This is a genomic window from Amycolatopsis marina (genome assembly GCF_900111885.1).
GTDB classification, from domain to species: Bacteria; Actinomycetota; Actinomycetes; order Mycobacteriales; family Pseudonocardiaceae; genus Amycolatopsis; species Amycolatopsis marina.
Window position 1 is genome coordinate 272,372 of sequence record NZ_FOKG01000008.1, and the last position, 18,841, is coordinate 291,212.

Genomic DNA, 18,841 nt, shown 5'->3' on the forward strand with positions numbered 1-18,841 from the left:
GTGGCGCGTGCGATCGACGTGTCCGCGTACGCCAAGGGTGTGCTGGCGGGTGATCGTGGAGTTCTCTCCAAGGCGATCACCCTGGTGGAGTCGAACAGACCGGAGCACCAGGCGCGGGCACAGGAGTTGCTGGTCGAACTGCTGCCGCACGCCGGAGGGTCGCAGCGGGTCGGCATCACGGGCGTCCCAGGAGTCGGCAAGTCGACATTTATCGACCAGCTCGGCACCGACCTGACCGCGGCGGGGCATCGCGTCGCGGTGCTGGCGGTCGATCCGTCCTCCACCCGCACTGGTGGCAGCATCCTCGGCGACAAGACCAGGATGTCCCGGCTCGCGGTGGATTCGGCGGCGTTCATCCGCCCTTCGCCGACGTCGGGCACGCTCGGCGGGGTGGCAAGGGCAACACGCGAGACGATCGTGCTGATGGAGGCCGCGGGCTACGACATCGTGCTCGTCGAGACCGTCGGCGTCGGGCAGTCCGAGGTCACGGTCGCGAACATGGTGGACTGCTTCCTCTTCCTCACCCTGGCCCGCACCGGCGACCAGTTGCAGGGCATCAAGAAGGGCGTGCTCGAACTGGCCGACGTGATCGCGGTGAACAAGGCGGACGGCGAGCACGAGCGCGAGGCGCGCAAGGCGGCGAGGGAACTGTCCGGGGCGCTGCGGATGATCTACGGCCCGGACGCGGAGTGGACCCCGCCGGTGCTGACCTGCAGTGCGCTCAACGACATCGGTCTGGACACGGTGTGGCAGCAGATCAGCAGGTACAACGACACCCTGCGCGAGTCGGGGGAGTTCGCGGAGCAGCGCAGCAGGCAGCAGGTGGACTGGACCTGGGCGATGGTCCGGGAGCAACTGCTCGGCAGGCTGGCGACGCACGTCGAGGTCAAGGCGGTGGTGCCCGAGGTCGAGCGCGCGGTCCGCGCGGGCGAACTGACGGCGACCCTGGCGGCCGAGCGGATTCTGGGCGCGTTCACCGGCGATCACCCGCGTGGCTCCTGATCTGGCGGCGTCCGGCAGGGCAGACTGGTCCCCTGTGTTTCGTGAGTGAGGCGGAGGCCGAGTGTCGATGATGGTGACCCGACTACGTTCCATGGTGCCCGCCGCGCTGCTCGGGCTGGCGGTGCTGCTGGGCGGGGCCCCCGGCGCCTTGGCCGAGCCGGTCGCCACCGAACCGTTCGTCGCAGCGGCACCGTTCGTCGCAGCCGGTCCCGCGCTGACCCAGGACACGACTCCGGAGCCAGGCCCGACGCTGGATCCCAGCGAGAGTGAGCAGGCCAACGCCGAGAAGACCAGGAACAAGCTGATCGTCGGCGGTATCGCGGCTGTGCTCCTGGTGATCGTGATCTGGGGTCGCAGTGTGCGGAAGAAGTCGAGCAAGAAGGACTAGTAGCCGACCGACTACAGTGTGGCCGAATTCGGCCTAGCCGTTCGCCGCACACCCGCTACCGGCTGTCTCGCAGGGTAGACTTGTTGCTCCATGCATCACCTGTTTGGTGCAACACTCTCTGCAAATGCGTACGACATTCATTACCCAGCGAAGGTTCGATGTTGCGGCAGATGCTGCGCTCGGTCGGCTTGGTGTGGGTGCCTCGAACGGAGGTGCGGCGTGACGGTGCTCGATTCGCGACCAGGTGTACCCAGGGAGCCGGACGGCAGGTCTCGCTCTACCGAGGGGTCCACCGCGCTGATTTCCGAGACCGGCGTCAGCATGACCTCTGTGCAGGATCTGGGCGCGGGACGAGGGCCGTTCTGGCTCGACGACTGGCTGCGGGCCAACGCGGCCGACGTCGTCGGGTGGCGCAGGCACATCCACGCCAACCCCGAGCTGGCCAGGCACGAGTACGCGACCACCGAGCTCATCGTGCGGCAGTTGCGGGCGGTCGGCCTGCGGCCCACGGTCCTGCCCGGCGGTACCGGCGTGGTCTGTGACATCGGCACCGGCCCGGTGTGCGTGGCGCTGCGCGGCGACATGGACGCGCTGCCGCTCACCGAGGCGACCGGGCTGCCGTACTCGTCCACGGTGGACGGTGTGGCGCACGCTTGCGGGCACGACGCCCACACGACGATCCTGCTGGCGGCCGGGCTGGCGCTGTCGACGGCGCCGGAACTGCCGGGGCGGGTGCGGCTGATCTTCCAGCCGGCCGAGGAGGTCATGCCCGGTGGCGCGCTCGACGCGGTCGCCGCCGGTGCGCTTGAGGGTGTCGACCGGATCTTCGGCCTGCACTGCGACCCCCGCCTGCCGGTGGGCAGGGTCGGGACCAGGGTGGGCCCCCTGACCTCGGCGGCCGATCTGATCGAGCTGCGGCTGACCTCGCCCGGCGGGCACACGTCGCGCCCGCACCTGACCGCCGATCTGGTGCACGCGCTGGGCACCGTGATCACCTCGCTGCCTTCCGTGCTCTCCCGTCGCGTGGACCCCCGGTCCGGCACGGTGCTGGTGTGGGGCGCGGTGCACGCGGGGGAGGCCGCGAACGCGGTACCGCAGGAGGGACTGCTGCGCGGCACGCTGCGGACCGCCGACCACAGCGTGTGGACGGAGCTGGAGCCGCTGGTGGCGGCGTCGGTCGAATCCCTGCTGGCGCCGACGGGCGTCGGCTTCGAACTGGACTACCGCAGGGGCGTCCCTCCGGTGGTGTGCGACCCGGACAGCACGTACCTGCTGCGCGCCGGCGTCGAGGCCGCGCTGGGCGACGACTCCCTCACCGGCACCGAGCAGTCCTCCGGCGGCGAGGACTTCGGCTGGTACCTGCAGCACGTTCCGGGCGCGTTCGCCCGCCTTGGCGTATGGCCCGGCGAGGGCGCCATGCGCGACCTGCACCAGCCCACCTTCGAACTGGACGAACGCGCCCTCCTGGCCGGCACCCGGGTAATGGTCCACACAGCCCTAGCCGCCCTAGCCTGACTTGCAGTTCTGTGGACAAGTGTGTGCGTTCCATGTACTTGTGTGAGCGTCCTGCGGCGCAAACACCAGGTCAGACAAGGATCGCGACGCGCTGAAGTAGTTATCCACAACGCCGCAGTTGTCCACAGGTTGCGGTGGACGCGCTGTCATCCGTGCCTCAGGACGGACACGCTTGCCGCATGCGGATCTTTCCTGGAGGAAACGCTGCGGCGCTGCGGCGTGACGTCGCAGCCGAAGTCGGTGAACGAGCCCTGCGTTCGGCGCTTGCAAGCGGTTTGCTCGTGCAGATCTGGCGTGGCGTGCTGGTCTGGGCAGAGTCGTCCCTCGAGCCGTACGTCCGCGCCGCTGCCGCGCTCCTGGTCGTTGGTCAGCCCGCCGTGTTGTCCGGCCGGACCGCGGTCGCGTTACGTGGGTACTCGGCTGCCGAAGCCTTCGACGTCCACGTGACCGTGCCCTGCGGCCGCGCTGTGCGCTCCCGGCCAGGGCTCGTCGTTCACCGGAGACAATTCACCTCCAACGACGTGGTGCAACTGCACGGCCTGTCCGTCCTCACCCTCGAAGCCGCACTGGCCGACTTCCTTTGTGACGGCGACCGGCGGGCTGCCTTCGCAAGTCTTGACCAGGCACTTGCCGCCTTACCGGAGGCCGACAGAAGGGAATTCCGAAAGGCCGTTGATCACTGCCTGCTTGCTCGGGAGGACCGCCGTGGTGTCAGTCGTGCACTGATGCTGACCAGGCTTGCAACGGGAATGGCTGACTCGCCACCGGAGAGCTGGTTGCGGCTGCTCGTCGTCGAGGCGGGTTTTCCGGTTCCGGAGGCGCAGTACGTCGTGTACACCGTCGACGGAGCGGTGCTCTACGTCTTCGACATGGCCTGGAAGGAACTTCGGATCGCACTCGAGTACGACGGGTACGCCGCCCACGTGGACAGAGCCGACTACGACGCCGAACGGGACCGCAGGATGACCAAGCGAGGGTGGATCACCGTGCGCGCTACGGCAGAGGATCTCCGGGACTCGCGTCGGCTGCTCACCGAACTCGCAGCGGCGTTCGCGGCTCGTCAGTGTTGATCGAGCGTACGTGGATCGCTATCTCGTGTGCGTCGAAGGCACACACATGTACATAGAACGCACACACGTGTGTCGGTTAGGGGGCTATGCCTCGGCAGGGGCGGGTGCGGAGGTTCTCGACGTAGTCGGCGGGGGCGCCTGCGGCTTCGGCCGCGTCGGCGAGGACGCCCAGGTAGCGGGCGGAGGGCAGGCCGCCCTCGTAGCCGTCGAGGACGTAGAACCAGGCCAGGACGGAGCCTTCCATGGTCTGCACCCGCAACCTGATCTTGTTGTGGATGCCCAGCTCACCGCCTTCCCACCGGTCGAGCCCCGACTCGTCCAGCGGCGTGACGTCGTAGAGCACCACGAAGACCCGGGAGCCGGGGTCCTCGACAATGGTGCCCAGCGCTCCCTCCCAGCCGAGATCCTCGCCACCGAAGGTCAGTCGCCAGCCTTCCAGCCAGCCGGTACCAGCCATCGGCGAGTGGGGGGCTCGCTCCATCATCTGGGCGGGTTCCATGTTGGACCCGTACGCGGCATACAAGGGCACGGCCATAGCGTAGCTGCCGATCCATCACCCGATGGGACGCACTCCGGGGGTGTGGCCACCCCGGTGAGCCGAACGGTCGCCCGCGTACGGTGGGCGACGTCGAACCTGTGGAGGAGGAATCAAGGTGACCAGGATCGTGATCATGGGCGGCGGCCCTGCCGGTTACGAGGCAGCACTGGTCGCCGCGCAGCACGGGGCGGACGTCACCGTTGTGGAGCGGGACGGCCTTGGCGGCGCGTGCGTGCTCTACGACTGCGTCCCGTCCAAGACCTTCATCGCCTCGTCGGGGGCGCGTGCCGGGATGCACGGCCTGAGCGAGCTGGGGATATCCACCGACCTCGCGGACACCACGATCGACCTCCGTACCGTGCACGGCCGGGTGAAGGGGCTCGCCCTGGCACAGTCGGCCGACATTCGCGCCAGGGTGCAGCGCGAGGGCGTCAAGGTGATCAACGGCACCGCCCGGTTCTGTGACGAGGAGCCAGGGCTCGCCACCCACAAGGTTGCCGTCACGAGTCCAACGGGCGACCAGGTGCTCGACGCCGACGTCGTGCTGATCGCCACCGGCGCCACACCGAGGGTGCTGCCCGGCGCGGTGCCCGACGGCGAGCGGATCCTGGACTGGCGCCAGCTCTACGACCTGCCCGAACTCCCGGAGCACCTCGCCGTGATCGGTTCTGGTGTCACCGGTGCCGAGTTCGCCTCCGCGTACACGGAGATGGGCGTCAAGGTCACCGTGGTCTCCAGCCGCGACCGCGTGCTCCCCCACGAGGACGCCGACGCCGCCGCCGTGCTGGAGGAGGTCTACACCCAGCACGGGACGACCGTGGCCAAGCACGCACGGGCGGACCGGGTGGAACGCACCGAGAAGGGCGTCGAGGTCCACCTCACCGACGGCAGGGTGATCGAGGCCAGCCACGCGCTGATGACCGTCGGTTCGGTGCCGAACACCACCGACATCGGCCTGGAGCGGGTGGGTATCGAGCCCGGGCCCGGTGGATTCATCTCCGTCGACCGTGTGTCCAGGACCAGCGTGACCAACGTCTACGCGGCGGGTGACTGCACGGGCGTGATGATGCTCGCCTCCGTCGCCAGCATGCAGGGCCGGATCGCGATGTGGCACGCGCTGGGCGAGGGCGTCGCCCCGATCAAGCTCAAGACCGTGGCCGCCAACGTGTTCACCCACCCCGAGATCGCCACTGTCGGCATCGGCCAGCAGGTGATCGACTCCGGTGAGGTCCCCGCCCGCACGATCATGCTCCCGCTGGCGACCAACGCGCGGGGAAAGATGGAAGGCCTGCGGCACGGTTTCGTGAAGCTGTTCTGCCGTCCGGCGACCGGCGTGGTGATCGGTGGCGTGGTGGTTGCCCCGACGGCGAGCGAGCTGATCCTGCCGATCGCCCTCGCGGTGCAGAACCAGCTGACCGTCGAGCATCTGGCGCTGACGTTCGCGGTCTACCCTTCGCTTTCCGGTTCGATCACCGAGGCCGGACGCCAGCTCATGCGCCACGACGACCTGGACTGAGGCGCGCTTTCCCTCCGAAAGTGCCCCGCGCGAAGCGGCGCGCTTTCGGAGGGAAAGCGCGACGGGTCAGTCCTCGTCCTCGACCCAGTCGAAGGTCTTGGTGACGGCCTTCTTCCAGTTGCGGTACTGCTTCTCGCGGTGGGTCTCGTCCATCGCCGGGTCCCACTGCTTGTCTTTGGCCCAGTTGCTGCGGATGTCCTCCTCGCTGGCCCAGAACCCGACGGCGAGGCCCGCGGCGTAGGCGGCGCCGAGCGCGGTCGTCTCGTTCACCACGGGACGGATCACCGGGACGCCGAGGATGTCGGCCTGGAACTGCATCAACAGTTCGTTGACGACCATCCCGCCGTCGGCCTTCAGCGACGTGAGCGGGACGCCGGAGTCGGCGTTCATCGCATCGATCACCTCGCGGGTCTGGAACGCGGTGGCCTCCAGCACGGCCCGGGCCAGGTGGCCCTTGTTGATGAACCGGGTGAGGCCGACGATGGCGCCACGGGCGTCGGAGCGCCAGTACGGTGCGAACAGGCCGGAGAACGCGGGCACGAAGTAGGCGCCACCGTTGTCCTCGACCTTGCGGGCGTGCTCCTCGATCTCGGCCGCCGTGCCGATCATGCCGAGGTTGTCCCGCAGCCACTGCACCAGCGAGCCGGTGACCGCGATCGCGCCCTCCAGCGCGTAGACCGTGTCGTTGGAGCCGATCTTGTAGCAGACCGTGGTGAGCAGTCCGTTGCTGGAGAGCACCTTCTCCGTGCCGGTGTTGAGCAGCACGAAGTTGCCGGTGCCGTAGGTGTTCTTCGCCTCACCGGGGGACAGGCACGCCTGCCCGAACGTCGCGGCCTGCTGGTCACCGAGGATGCCCGCGATCGGCACGCCGGCCAGCGCACCCTTCGCCCGCACCTTGCCGTACACCTCCGACGACGAGCGGATCTCCGGGAGCATCGACATCGGGATGCCCATGTCGGCGGCGATGCCCTCGTCCCAGCTCAGCGTGTCCAGATCCATGAGCAGGGTGCGGGAGGCGTTGGTCGGGTCGGTGACGTGGATGCCGCCGTCCGGACCACCGGTCATGTTCCACAAGACCCAGGTGTCCATGTTGCCGAACAGGAGTTCACCGGCCTCGGCGCGCTCCCGCACACCGTCCACATTGTCCAGAATCCACTTGATCTTCGGTCCGGAAAAGTAGGTTGCCAGCGGCAGACCGGTTTTCTCGCGGTAGCGTTCCTGCCCGCCGCCCAGCGCGCCGAGTTCGGTGACGATGCGGTCGGTTCGCGTGTCCTGCCAGACGATCGCGTTGTACACCGGCTTACCGGTCTTGCGGTCCCACACGACAGTGGTCTCGCGCTGGTTGGTGATGCCGACCGCGACGAGGTCGGTGGTGTGCAGGTCGGCCTTGGCGATGGCTCCGGCGGCGACCGCCCTGGTGTTGGACCAGATCTCCTCCGCGTCGTGCTCGACCCAGCCCGCCTGCGGGAAGATCTGCTCGTGCTCGCGCTGGTCGACCGCCACCACCCTGCCGGAGTGGTCGAAGATCATGGTCCGGGTCGAGGTCGTGCCCTGGTCGATCGCGGCTACGTACGAAGTCATAAGGCTCCCTTTCGGGCGAGATTGTCAGGCAGTGGGCAGGACGAGGAACAGCAGGGCGGCCAGCGCGGCGCCGACCAGCGGTCCGACGACCGGCACCCAGGAGTAACCCCAGTCTGCCTTCCCCTTGCCCTTGATGGGCAGGATGAACGCGTAGGCGATGCGCGGGCCGAGGTCGCGGGCCGGGTTGATCGCGTAGCCGGTCGGACCACCGAGCGAGGTACCGATCACGAGGACGACGAACGCGACGCCCGCGTAGCCGAGTGCCGAGTTCCCGAACGTGGGGACCTCGCCGTTGACGGCGGGTTCGTACACCGGGGTGAGCAGGATCCAGGCGACCAGCACGAAGGTGCCGATGATCTCGGTGACAAGGTTCCAGGCCGGCTTGCGAATGGTCGGCGCCGTGGAGAAGATGCCGAGCGTCAGCCCGGGCTCGGGGTGGTCGTCGAACTGCAGCTTGTACGTGGCCCAGCAGAGGACCGCACCTAGCACACCACCGACCATCTGACCGGCGAAGTAGATCGGCACATCGGCCCACTCCGTCTGCCCGCTGATCGCGAGGCCGAGGGTCACCGCCGGGTTGATGTGCGCTCCGCTCGGCGCGGCGATACTCGCGCCGGCGAAGACCGCGAAGGCCCAACCGAAGGTGATGAAGAGAAAACCCGCGCCGTTTCCGATGGTCTTGCGCAACGTGTTGTTGGCGACCACCGCGGTGCCGAGTAGCACGAGCACCGACGTGCCGAGCATCTCCCAGATGAAAATCGAACCCGCACTCATTGGCCCTCCAGTGTCTTATTCGAAGGTCGGGTTATTCACCGCCGACGTGCGGTCCTGTGCGGACCTCACCTCCAGTCGGCAGCCACGACCACCCCTACTGCGGCAGAAACAGCTTGCCGCAGCGGGGGCCCTCTCCGGGCGGCCCCGTCTGCCGACTTGTGAATACCCCTCCCAGTCGAACACTCCTGTGCGGACCGTCGCCGGCGAGTTGCGGCGCCGTCGCCGATCCACGATCACCGCACGCTACTGGGTTCGTGGCGATCATTCCAGGCACCAACTGTCGCAATTGGTCTCAGCGTCTGTTTGGAACGCGCGTCACGACCAGCTCGCCGCTCGTGGGCTTTGCCGCGCGCGTTCTCCGGGACACCACCGTCACGTACCTCCAGGTCGTAATCGGTCTCCAGCGAAGCCGACCGAGTGTCACTCGCCTCGCCGACGAGTAACAGCGGAGCAGACGTGCCATCCTGGAGGGGACGAAGACTCGAGGAGGATCTCTGGTGACTGAGCCGCAGCGTGGACCCCGGCCCGGACCTCGTGCCGCAACAGGCGACCCCGCGGTGCTGGGGCCGCAGAGCCGCGCGGATTCGTGGGAGCGGCTCGGCTCGGAGACGTTCGACGTCGTGGTCATCGGTGGCGGCATCGTCGGCGCCGGTGTCGCGTTGGACGCGGCGACCCGCGGTCTGCGGGTCGCGCAGGTCGAGGCGCGCGACCTGGCAGCGGGCACGTCCAGCCGGTCCAGCAAGTTGTTCCACGGCGGACTGCGCTATTTGGAGCAACTGGAGTTCGGCCTGGTGCGCGAGGCGCTGCGCGAGCGCGAGCTGATGCTCACCCTGCTGGCGCCGCACCTGGTGAAGCCGGTCAGCTTCCTCTACCCGCTGACCCGCAGGGTGTGGGAGCGGCCGTACACGGCGGCAGGGCTGTTCCTGTACGACACGATGGGTGGCGCCAGGTCGGTGCCGGGGCAGAAGCACCTCACCAGGGCGGGTGCGCTGCGCATGGTGCCCGCGCTCAAGCGGGACGCCCTGATCGGCGGGATCCGTTACTACGACGCGCAGGCCGATGACGCCCGGCACACGATGACCGTCGCCCGCACCGCCGCGCACTACGGCGCGATCGTGCGTACCTCGACTCAGGTCGTCGACTTCCTGCGCGAGGCCGACCGGGTCTCCGGCGTGCGCGTGCGCGACGTCGAAGACGGCAGGGAGACCGACGTGCAGGCCGGCGTGGTGATCAACTGCACCGGCGTGTGGACCGACGAGCTGCAGCGGCTGTCCGGCAGCCGCGGCAGGTTCCGGGTGCGCTCCAGCAAGGGCGTGCACATCGTCGTGCCGAGGGACCGGATCGTCTCCGAGTCCGGGATGATCCTGCGCACCGAGAAGTCCGTGCTGTTCGTGATCCCGTGGCGCAACCACTGGATCATCGGCACCACCGACACCGACTGGAACCTCGACCTCGCGCACCCGGCCGCGACCAAACACGACATCGACTACCTGCTCGAGCACGTGAACGAGGTGCTGGCCACGCCGCTGACCCACGACGACATCGAGGGCGTCTACGCGGGGTTGCGCCCGCTGCTCGCGGGTGAGAGCGAGGAGACGTCGAAGCTGTCCAGGGAGCACGCCGTCGCGCGGGTCGCGCCGGGGCTGGTGGCGATCGCGGGCGGCAAGTACACCACCTACCGGGTGATGGCGGCCGACGCCGTCGATGCCGCGGCCGTGGACCTGCCGGGCAGGCCGCAGTCCTCGATCACCGACAAGGTGCCGCTCATCGGCGCCGACGGCTACCACGCGCTGGTGAACCAGGCCGACCACCTGGCCGCCGAGCACGGGCTGCATCCGTACCGGGTGCGGCACCTGCTGGACCGCTACGGCTCACTCGTGCACGAAGTGCTGGCGATGGCCGATCAGCGGCCGGAGTTGCTCAAGCCGCTGGAGTCCGCGCCGGACTACCTCGCGGTCGAGGTCGTCTACGCGGTGAGCCACGAGGGCGCACTGCACCTGGAGGACGTGCTCGCGCGGCGCACCCGCATCTCCATCGAGTACCCGCACCGCGGCGTGGACTGCGCGAAGCAGGTGGCGGCGCTGATGGGGGAGATCCTCGGCTGGTCCACGGAGACCACCGACCACGAGGTCGAGGTCTACCGGGCGCGGGTCGAGGCGGAACGCGACTCCCAGACCCAGCCCAACGACGAGGCGGCCGATGCCCGCAGGGTCGCCGCTCCCGAAGCCCGCGCCAACATCACCGAACCCGTCAGCTGACGCCGGAACTCGTCGACGAATTCCGGGGAGGGCCAGTGGGTTGATGCCGGGCGCGGAGGGCTTTGCGGTCCACCTTGCCGATGGGGGTGAGGGGGAGCGCTTCGGTGAACTCCACGGCCGAGGGCGCCAGGTGACCGCGGCCGAGGACGACCTCGACGTGCCGCCGCAGCGCGTCGGCGGTCTCCGGTGTCCCCGAGCGCGGTTCGGTGGGCACCACCACGGCGTGCACCACCTCGCCACCGGCGTCAGTGCCCGGCACGCCGAACACCGCGGCGTGGCGCACCAGCGGATGCCCGGTGAGCGCGTCCTCCACAACGGACGGATGAACCAGGCTGCCGTTCTCCCCGGTGACGATCACGTCGTCCAGTCTGCCCAGCAGGTACAGGTATCCGTCGCTGTCGAACTTCCCGGCGTCACCGGTGCGCAGCCAGCCGTCCTCGAGCGGAGCGGGCCGGTCGAGATACCCGTCCATCAGTGCGAGTCCGCGCACCAGGACCTCCCCGGTCGAGTCGTCGACACGCGCCTCCATCCCGGGCACGATTCGTCCGACAGACCCGAGCCGGTGCGGATGGTCCGCCAGTTCCGCGGGTGCGAGGTTCGCGATCATCGGTGCCTCGGTCAGCCCGTACCCCTGCCCGACCACCGGGCCGAACACGTCCAGCGCCTGGCGCAGCCGGTGCGCGGGCAGCGGGCTCGCGCCGACGGAGAGCGCGCGCATGCTGCGCAGATCCGTGGACTCGATCGCAGGATGGTCGAGCACCTGCGCCAGCCTTGGTGGAGTGAGGGACAGTGTCGTGATCCGCTCGGACTCGATGGCGCGCAGCACGGCCGCCGCGTCGAAGCCCTCGTGCAGCACCACGACGTCGCCCCGCAGCAGCGCGCCGAGGGCCGCGGCGTTCCCGGTCATATGGGACATCGGCGCCACCAGTAGCGCTCGTTCCGGGGAGGGGCCGGGCCGGAAGATGTGGGCCATTTCCTCGTAAATCCGGCTGTGGCAGATGAGCTTGGGAGTCCCGGTCGTGCCTCCCGACGTGAAGATCACCCGCGCCGATTCGGGCAGGGCGAGCGCCGTGGTCGGCCATTCGTGAAGCAGATCCACGACTCCCGGCGCGGACCCCAGCCCCAGTACCCCGCACCGCCCCGGCAGGTGGCGCAGATCGCCGATCCGGCCGGGGTCGACGATCACCGTGCCCGCGCCGGCCGCGGAGATCGCCGTGGCCATGTCCGGCAGGCTCGCCGAGGCGCCGACCAGCAGCACCGTCGCGCCGCGCAACTGGGCCGCCAGTTGCGCGAGGAGCGACTCGGGGCGGTTGCCACCGATGATCGCGACGGTCTCGCCCCGGCCGACGCCCTCGGCCGCGAGCCCGTCGTGCAGCCGTCGCACCAGCCGCGTGGCCGCCTCGTAGGTCACGCATTCTCCACCGTGCACGAACGCGGGGCGGCTCCCGCCGTCGGCCAGCGCCCGGAGAACGCGTGTCAGAAAGTAGCTGGGCACCGGCACTGGCTCACATCGCGCCTGCCGGACCGCGAGTCCAGATCAGCTCCGGTTCCACACCCGGCCCGGCGTGCTCGGTACGCACATGGGTGAACCCGCAGCGACGCGCGACGGCGGCGGAGGCGGTGTTGCTCTCCTCGTGCTGGTAGCTGATCTCCCGCAGTCCCAGCGCGCCGAAGCCGAACCGCAGCGCGGCGCTCAGCGCCGTCACCCCGACGCCCCTGCCCCTGGCGTTCGGGTGTATCCACAACCCGGCCTCGGCGACCCCCGCTTCCAGGTCGAGGTTCTTCAACAGGATCTCGCCGAGCAGGTCGCCGGTGGTCGGTTCGGCAACCGCCCAGGAGCAGCGTTCGTCGCGCTCCCACTGCCGTGCCCGCACCGCGACGTACTCGCCCGCCTCCTCCAGCGTGCCGACCTGGTAACCCGGCACGTAGCGGCGCTGCGTTGGGTCGGCGAAGGCCTCGACCAGCGCGGGCCGGTCGTCCATCAGCTCGTCCGCCCGCAACTGGCGCAGGTAGTAGTTGCCCGCGTTGATCTCGACCGGTTCCATGACTGGACCCTATCGCCGACGCTCAGCGGCCCCGGCCGCCGAAGAGGGACCCGGCGAGGAGCGCCACCGCGGCGGGGATCAGGAAGACCAGCCAGAACCCCTTCGCCACGGTGAAGAACAGCACGATCGCGACCACGGCGGCGATCGGGACCGCCGCGGATGCGAGTCGTTGCGACGGCGGCTGCGACGGTCTGCGGACGGGAGTGGCCGCGGCCGGCCGGTACGGCGAGAGGAACTTCGGGCGAGGCTCGGGCAGGTCGCTGAACAACGGGATCAGGTCGCCCCTCGTGCGCGCGGAGGTCACCTGGGACGAGCGGTCGCCGAACTCGCCGATGTCCAGGCGCCCGGTGCGGACGTGCTCGGAGAGCGCATCCAGGGCGTCCTGGCGCTCGTCATCGCTGAGGCGAAGGTGGGGCTGGTCCGCTGGCACTCCACGATCCTAGGTGCCCCGCGCCGTGCGGGGGGTCACGGTGTGGGTGCGCTACCCGAGGAGGTCCGCACCGGGCTGCGTCTCTCAGTCCTTCAGTTCGAGCAGGACGGACCCCTGGCTGACGGCCGAGCCGACCTCGACGGTGAGCCCGGTGACCGTACCCGCCTTGTGGGCGGTGACCGGGTTCTCCATCTTCATGGCCTCCAGCACGACGATCAGCTCACCCGCCTCGACCTGCTGGCCCTCCTCGACACCGACCTTCACGATCGTGCCCTGCATCGGCGCGGTCACCGCGTCGCCGCTGACCGCCGTCTTGCCGCCGCCGCCGCGCTTGCGCGGCTTGGCCTTCGCGGCACCGCCCGTGCCGCCACCGCCGCCCAGCGCGAGGTCGCCGGGCAGGGAGACCTCGAGCCTGCGCCCGCCGACCTCGACGACGACGTTCTGCCGCGGCGCGGTCTCCTCCTCGACAGGCGTACCGCCGTCGAACGGCTCGATCTGGTTGTCGAACTCGGTCTCGATCCAGCGGGTGTGCACGCTGAACCCGTTCTCGTCGCCGACGAACGCCGGATCACGCACGATCGCGCGGTGGAACGGCAGCACGGTGGCCATGCCGTCGGCCACCATCTCGCCGAGCGCACGGCGGCTGCGCTCGAGCGCCTGGGTGCGATCGGCTCCGGTGACGATGACCTTCGCCAGCATCGAGTCGAACTGCCCGCCGATGACCGTGCCGGTCTCGACACCCGAGTCCACGCGCACGCCAGGGCCCTCGGGGAAGACCAGCCGGGTCACGGTGCCCGGAGCGGGCAGGAAGTTGCGGCCCGCGTCCTCGCCGTTGATCCGGAACTCGATGCTGTGCCCGCGCGGGGTGGGATCGGAGGTGAACGGCAGCGCCTTGCCCTCGGCGATGCGGAACTGCTCACGTACGAGGTCGATCCCGGTGGTCTCCTCCGAGACCGGGTGCTCGACCTGCAACCTGGTGTTGACCTCGAGGAAGGAGATCGTGCCGTCGAGGCCGACCAGGTACTCGACGGTTCCGGCACCGTAGTAGCCGGCCTCCTTGCAGATCGCCTTGGCGGACTCGTGGATCGTCGCGCGCTGTTCGTCGGACAGGTACGGCGCCGGCGCCTCCTCGACGAGCTTCTGGTGCCTGCGCTGCAGCGAGCAGTCGCGGGTGCCGACCACGACGGCGTTGCCGTGCATGTCGGCGAGCACCTGCGCCTCGACGTGCCTTGGCCGGTCGAGGTAGCGCTCCACGAAGCACTCGCCCCGGCCGAAGGCCGCGACGGCCTCCCTGGTGGCCGACTCGAACAGCTCCGGGATCTCCTCGATTGTCCTGGCCACCTTCAGGCCACGACCGCCGCCGCCGAACGCGGCCTTGATGGCCACGGGCAGCCCGTGTTCGCCCGCGAAGGCGACGATCTCCTCGGCCGTCTCCACCGGGTCCTTGGTGCCCGGAACCAGCGGTGCACCCGCCTTGAGGGCGATGTGGCGGGCCGTGACCTTGTCCCCGAGGTCACGGATGGCCTGTGGATTCGGGCCGATCCAGGTCAGGCCCGCGTCGATCACGGCCTGGGCGAATTCGGCGTTCTCCGAGAGGAAGCCGTAACCGGGGTGGATGGCATCCGCGCCGGCGCGCTTGGCCGCGTCGAGCAGCTTGTCGAAGACCAGGTAGCTCTCGGCGGCGGTGGTCCCGCCCAGAGCGAACGCCTCGTCGGCGAGGCGCACGTGTGGTGCGTCCCTGTCCGGATCCGCGTACACGGCGACGCTGGTCAGCCCCGCGTCGGCGGCTGCTCTGATGACCCGGACCGCGATCTCGCCCCGGTTGGCGACGAGCACCTTCGTCACCGGTCCGCCCTGCGTCGCGCTGGCACCTTCGGGCACGCCCTTGCCTCCTCGTGGTCGCTCTGCCCGGCATGGACGCGAAGAGGCGCGTCCGCGGGCCTCGCAGCAGTTTAGGCGACAGTACTGCCGGAACGTGGTGAGAGGCGGCTCACTCCTTACCGCTTCGGGCCTGCTCAAGCCGGGGTTGTGGGCCAGACCACGTTCGTCCCGGCGGCGCGGAGGCGGCTCAGTGCCGCAGCGGGGCGGGCAGTTCGGTGTCGAGCAGGATGGCCTCGTAGGGCTGGCGCTCGAAGATCGCCGTCAGCTCCTCGGTGTTCACCAGCGCCCACGGCTGCTGCTCCCCGCAGCAGCGCACGAGGCGGTCGATCGCGGAGTACGCCAGCAGCGCCAGCTTGCCGTCCTCGGTGTGCCGCAGCTCGACGGCGAGGGTGCTGCCGCCGTCCTGCGTCCGGTAGCGACCGCAGGGGATGTAAACCATCGGCGGGAAGCCGGGCGGGACGGGCAGGCGCGGAGTCGATTCGGAAATGGTCACGCGGACAACATAGACGGGCACCCAGAGCTACCTCGCCGGGTGGGCGGCGCGCACTTACGCTGGAGTCGTGACCTCGACGAACTCGTCCCGGCCACCACGCACGGTGCTGGTGACCGTCGTACTGGCCCTGGTGGTCACGATCGCGGCCCTGGTGACGGTGTTCCTGCTCCGGTCGCGCCAGGAGAACTCCCCTTCCGCGAACGCCGAAGGCGAGGCGCCGGACGCCCCCTCGGTCTCGGGCTCGAGTCCGGCGGGTGACTGTCCCGAGAGCCGGTGCGTGGTGCTCGTCTCGGTCGACGTCGACGGCTCGACCGTGGAGTTGCTGGCGGACCAGGACGGCAGGTCCGGGCGGGTCCGGGTCGACTGGGGCACCGACACGGCCACGGTGCTCGAGAGCACGATCGCCACGATGGGCGCGAAGGTCGGCGGTGACTCACTGCGCTGTGTGGAGGGTGCGATCTCGGTGTGTCTCGTCAGGGGCTCCCTCGAGGACGGCACGGTCGGCGAGGTGGTGGTCGCGCGCGGCGGCACCTGGCGGCCCGCCGACCGGCCGTACTTCTCGAACGCGGGCACGATCGCGCTGGACGACGTCTCGGGGGACGAGGTGCCCGAGGTCGTGGTGGTCCGGCACGACTGCGCCGTCTCGGACCCCGAGGCCTCGTGCAAGGTCGCGCCGGTGGTGGCCGCCGTGTACGAGGTGGGCGGGGCCGAACTCGGTTGCACCGGGCACTACACGTCCCCGAGTGACATCCGTGGCTGGCCCGATGTCCGGGTCAGCGAGGGCGAGTTGCGCCCCTGCCCGTGACCTCGGTGCCCGGTCAGGCGCTCGTCGTGGCCGTTGTGCTCGCAGGACGTGCCTCGGTCCCGGTGTCGGCGAGCAGCGGCGGGGCGCTCGGTGTGTGCAGGACGTCGTCGTCGAGCAGGCCCTCCGTGCGGGCGACGATGGTCGGCACGGCGATCTGCCCGGCCACGTTCGTCGCGGTGCGGATCATGTCCATGATCGGGTTGACCGAGTAGATCAGCGCGATGCCCAGCGCCACCTGCTCCGCGCCGAGGCCGATCACCGTGGTGGTCAGTGTCAGCGCGGTGAGCCAGCCGGTGGTGCCCGCCGTGGCCAGCGCACCCAGTACCGCGACGACCACGATGCCGCCGTACTGCCACAGGCTCAGCGACTGTCCGGAGATGTTGGCGATGAAGATCGCGCCGATGGCGGGGAACACCGCGGCGCAGCCGTCCATTTTGGTCGCGCTCGCCAGCGGGGTCGCGAAGGCCGCGTAGCCGGGGTCCACGCCGAGGTTCACCGCCGACTGCCGGGTCAGCGGCAGGGTCGCGCCGGAGGACTGGGAGGCGAAGGCGAACTGGATCGCCGTCCACGCCTTGCCGAAGAACTGGCCGGGGCTGACCTGTGCCACGAACCGCAGCAGCACCGGGTAGACCACGAGCAGCACCAGCAGGCTGCCGGCGTAGACCGCGACGGTCAGCGACAGCAGCGGCCGGAACAGCGCGTCGCCGTAGTTGGCCACCGCCGCGCCGATGAGGCCGACGATGCCGATCGGGGCCAGCCGTACGATCCAGCCCAGGTAGCGCTGGATGATCTCGAAGACGCTCGAGGTGAAGTCGACGAAGGGCTTGGCCCGGTCACCCAGGCTGTAGGCGGCCGCACCCACGATCAGCGCGAGGAAGAGCACCTGCAGCGTCTCGCCCTCGGCGAAGGCGGAAACGAAGTTGCTGGGGATTATCCCGTCGACGAAGGCCGTCCAGGACCCCCATTTGTCCACACTGGACGCGGCCTTGTCCGAGTTGGCCGCGGTCGCGGCCACGCCGGCGCCGAGACCACCGCTGCCGGGGTTGAACAGCCTGCCGACCACGATGCCGATCAGGACCGCGATGAACGACGTGATCGCGAACCAGAGCACCGTCTTGCCGCCGAGCCTGGCGGCGGTGCGCCCGCCGCCGAGCCTGCGCAGGCTGTTGATGCCCACCACGATCGCGGTGAAGACCAGCGGGATCACCGCGATCTGCAGCAGCGTGGTGAAGATCGAGCCGATCTGGTCGAGGGTGTCGGTCAGCCAGACGGCTTCGGTGGTCCTGGCGACGACGCCCAGCAGGGCACCGACGGCGAGTGAGCCGAGTACCGCCGCGGCGAAGACCGGCGGTTTGGTGTAGGTCCGCACGAAGGACACGGGCAACTCCGGGGATGTGAAGGGTTCTCGAGGTGGGCCAGTCGTGGTCAACGACTGACGGCCCCGGACTCTTCCGGATCGCTTGTCCCTGTGGCTGGACTCTCAGGATGTGGGAGACCAGAGGTCGACGACGCTCACGCCGACCTCGGCGAGCAGCTGCCGGGTCAGCGGCAGGCTGATACCGATGACGCTCGACGGGTCGCCGTCGACGCCCTCGACGAACCAGCCGCCAAGACCGTCGATGGTGAACGCGCCGGCGACGGCGAGCGGTTCGCCGCTGCCGACGTAGGCGTCCAGTTCGTGCTGGGTGGGGGTGCCGAAGCGGACCGTTGTCCCGCGGCTGCCGGTGGCGCGGGCGCCGGTGTCCAGGCGCAGCACCGCGTGCCCGGTGAGCAACTCCCCGGTGCCACCCGCCATCGCGGCCCAGCGCTTGTGCGCGTCCTCGGCGGATTTCGGCTTGCCGACCATCTCCCCGCCGATCGAGAGCATGGAGTCACAGCCCACGACGACGGCCGGGTGGTTGTCGTCGTAGGTCCCTGCGAGCGTGTCCGCGACCTTCTCCGCCTTGGCCATAGCCAGCGCGGTGACCAGCTCGGCAGGGGAGGGGTCGGTCAGGTTCGCCGCCACGGCGTCCTCGTCCACACCGGAGACGACCACACTGGCGTCGATCCCGGCGGCGCGGAGCACGGCAAGGCGGGCGGGGGAGGCGGAGGCGAGAACGAAGCGCACGACGCGGAGGTTACCGCCCCGCCCGCGAGCCATTCCACGGCTCGCACTTTCCCGGGAAAGTGCGAGCCGTCACGCCCACTTCCCCAGGTCGGCGCGGTGCCGTACCCGCACTTTCCCGGGAAAGTGCGGTACGTGCGTGCGCAACTATCCGCACTTTCCCGGGAAAGTGCGAGGGGGGGCTCAGCCGGGGAGGGCCGAGGCGCGCCACGCGCCGGGGCCGGGGCGCAGCGGCGTGCGCAGACGTGCCGCCGGGTCGCTCCACCGCGAGCGGCGTGGTGCGTCCGGCGCGGACGCCTCGCCGGACGCCGCCGCGGCCACCACGGCGGTCACCGCGGCCAGTTCGGCGTCGTCCGGGTTACCGCGCACCACGCGCAGCAGCGGCCGGGCGGTCGTCTCGGTCGTCTGCTCGTCGCTCATTCTTGCTGCCTCACTCGCCGG

General features: G+C 69.8%; 18 protein-coding genes. 7 read left to right on the forward strand and 11 right to left on the reverse strand.

The window, feature by feature from the left end; genetic code table 11:
• From meaB to BM199_RS15790, 4 genes are all read left to right on the forward strand, one after another.
• Positions 1 to 1,002 carry a methylmalonyl Co-A mutase-associated GTPase MeaB gene (meaB, locus tag BM199_RS15775; RefSeq protein ID WP_091673958.1) on the forward strand — a complete coding sequence of 334 codons (1,002 nt, stop codon included), beginning with the start codon at positions 1 to 3 and terminating at the stop codon, positions 1,000 to 1,002.
• 61 nt (positions 1,003 to 1,063) lie between these two features.
• Positions 1,064 to 1,390, forward strand: coding sequence for a hypothetical protein (locus BM199_RS15780; RefSeq protein ID WP_425425531.1), 327 nt, complete (start codon positions 1,064 to 1,066; stop codon positions 1,388 to 1,390).
• Positions 1,391 to 1,609: 219 nt separating this feature from the next.
• Entirely contained in the window at positions 1,610 to 2,905 is a 1,296-nt protein-coding gene (locus BM199_RS15785; protein WP_091673959.1) for a M20 family metallopeptidase, read from the forward strand.
• Between the two features lie 179 nt (positions 2,906 to 3,084).
• Complete coding sequence (locus BM199_RS15790) at positions 3,085 to 3,975, forward strand: DUF559 domain-containing protein (RefSeq protein ID WP_091673960.1); 891 nt, start codon at positions 3,085 to 3,087, stop codon at positions 3,973 to 3,975.
• Between the two features lie 76 nt (positions 3,976 to 4,051).
• Here the strand turns inward: BM199_RS15790 and BM199_RS15795 are convergent, their stop codons facing one another.
• Positions 4,052 to 4,504 carry a gamma-glutamylcyclotransferase gene (locus tag BM199_RS15795; protein ID WP_177242634.1) on the reverse strand — a complete coding sequence of 151 codons (453 nt, stop codon included), beginning with the start codon at positions 4,502 to 4,504 and terminating at the stop codon, positions 4,052 to 4,054.
• A 124-nt stretch (positions 4,505 to 4,628) separates the two neighbouring features.
• Here BM199_RS15795 and BM199_RS15800 point away from each other — a divergent pair, with 124 nt between their 5' ends.
• The gene (locus BM199_RS15800; RefSeq protein ID WP_091673961.1) at positions 4,629 to 6,029 is read left to right on the forward strand and encodes an NAD(P)H-quinone dehydrogenase; all 1,401 of its coding nucleotides are present in this window, start codon (positions 4,629 to 4,631) and stop codon (positions 6,027 to 6,029) included.
• Between the two features lie 66 nt (positions 6,030 to 6,095).
• On the opposite strand, the gene glpK is transcribed toward BM199_RS15800, so the two are convergent.
• Together glpK and BM199_RS15810 are read right to left on the reverse strand one after the other, a co-directional pair.
• Positions 6,096 to 7,610, reverse strand: a complete 1,515-nt coding sequence (glpK, locus tag BM199_RS15805) for a glycerol kinase GlpK (protein ID WP_091673962.1) — start codon at positions 7,608 to 7,610, stop codon at positions 6,096 to 6,098.
• Between the two features lie 24 nt (positions 7,611 to 7,634).
• Positions 7,635 to 8,384, reverse strand: coding sequence for an MIP/aquaporin family protein (locus BM199_RS15810; RefSeq protein WP_091673963.1), 750 nt, complete (start codon positions 8,382 to 8,384; stop codon positions 7,635 to 7,637).
• A 560-nt stretch (positions 8,385 to 8,944) separates the two neighbouring features.
• Here BM199_RS15810 and glpD point away from each other — a divergent pair.
• The gene (gene glpD, locus BM199_RS15815; RefSeq protein WP_177242640.1) at positions 8,945 to 10,642 is read left to right on the forward strand and encodes a glycerol-3-phosphate dehydrogenase; all 1,698 of its coding nucleotides are present in this window, start codon (positions 8,945 to 8,947) and stop codon (positions 10,640 to 10,642) included.
• Here glpD and BM199_RS15820 read toward each other — a convergent pair.
• The 5 genes from BM199_RS15820 to BM199_RS15840 form a co-directional block, all read right to left on the reverse strand.
• A complete protein-coding gene (locus BM199_RS15820; protein WP_091674023.1) occupies positions 10,635 to 12,137 on the reverse strand; it encodes an AMP-binding protein in 1,503 nt (500 codons plus the stop codon). The two genes, glpD and BM199_RS15820, sit on opposite strands and share 8 nt — an antisense overlap.
• Before the next feature lie 10 nt (positions 12,138 to 12,147).
• Entirely contained in the window at positions 12,148 to 12,687 is a 540-nt protein-coding gene (locus BM199_RS15825; RefSeq protein ID WP_091673965.1) for a GNAT family N-acetyltransferase, read from the reverse strand.
• Between the two features lie 22 nt (positions 12,688 to 12,709).
• Positions 12,710 to 13,117: a DUF1707 SHOCT-like domain-containing protein gene (locus tag BM199_RS15830; RefSeq protein ID WP_091673966.1), complete on the reverse strand. Its 408-nt coding sequence runs from the start codon at positions 13,115 to 13,117 to the stop codon at positions 12,710 to 12,712.
• Positions 13,118 to 13,201: 84 nt separating this feature from the next.
• Positions 13,202 to 14,998 carry an acetyl/propionyl/methylcrotonyl-CoA carboxylase subunit alpha gene (locus BM199_RS15835; RefSeq protein ID WP_091673967.1) on the reverse strand — a complete coding sequence of 599 codons (1,797 nt, stop codon included), beginning with the start codon at positions 14,996 to 14,998 and terminating at the stop codon, positions 13,202 to 13,204.
• Between the two features lie 187 nt (positions 14,999 to 15,185).
• A complete protein-coding gene (locus tag BM199_RS15840; protein WP_245788383.1) occupies positions 15,186 to 15,491 on the reverse strand; it encodes an SAV_915 family protein in 306 nt (101 codons plus the stop codon).
• A 67-nt stretch (positions 15,492 to 15,558) separates the two neighbouring features.
• Here BM199_RS15840 and BM199_RS15845 point away from each other — a divergent pair, with 67 nt between their 5' ends.
• Complete coding sequence (locus BM199_RS15845) at positions 15,559 to 16,296, forward strand: hypothetical protein (RefSeq protein ID WP_245788384.1); 738 nt, start codon at positions 15,559 to 15,561, stop codon at positions 16,294 to 16,296.
• Positions 16,297 to 16,309: 13 nt separating this feature from the next.
• Here the strand turns inward: BM199_RS15845 and BM199_RS15850 are convergent, their stop codons facing one another.
• From BM199_RS15850 to BM199_RS15860, 3 genes are all read right to left on the reverse strand, one after another.
• On the reverse strand, positions 16,310 to 17,674 hold the full coding sequence (locus tag BM199_RS15850) for a dicarboxylate/amino acid:cation symporter (RefSeq protein ID WP_091673968.1): 1,365 nt from the start codon (positions 17,672 to 17,674) through the stop codon (positions 16,310 to 16,312).
• A 102-nt stretch (positions 17,675 to 17,776) separates the two neighbouring features.
• Positions 17,777 to 18,403, reverse strand: a complete 627-nt coding sequence (locus BM199_RS15855) for a Maf family protein (protein ID WP_091673969.1) — start codon at positions 18,401 to 18,403, stop codon at positions 17,777 to 17,779.
• A gap of 180 nt (positions 18,404 to 18,583) precedes the next feature.
• Complete coding sequence (locus tag BM199_RS15860) at positions 18,584 to 18,820, reverse strand: acyl-CoA carboxylase subunit epsilon (protein WP_091673970.1); 237 nt, start codon at positions 18,818 to 18,820, stop codon at positions 18,584 to 18,586.
• Positions 18,821 to 18,841 lie beyond the last annotated feature (21 nt).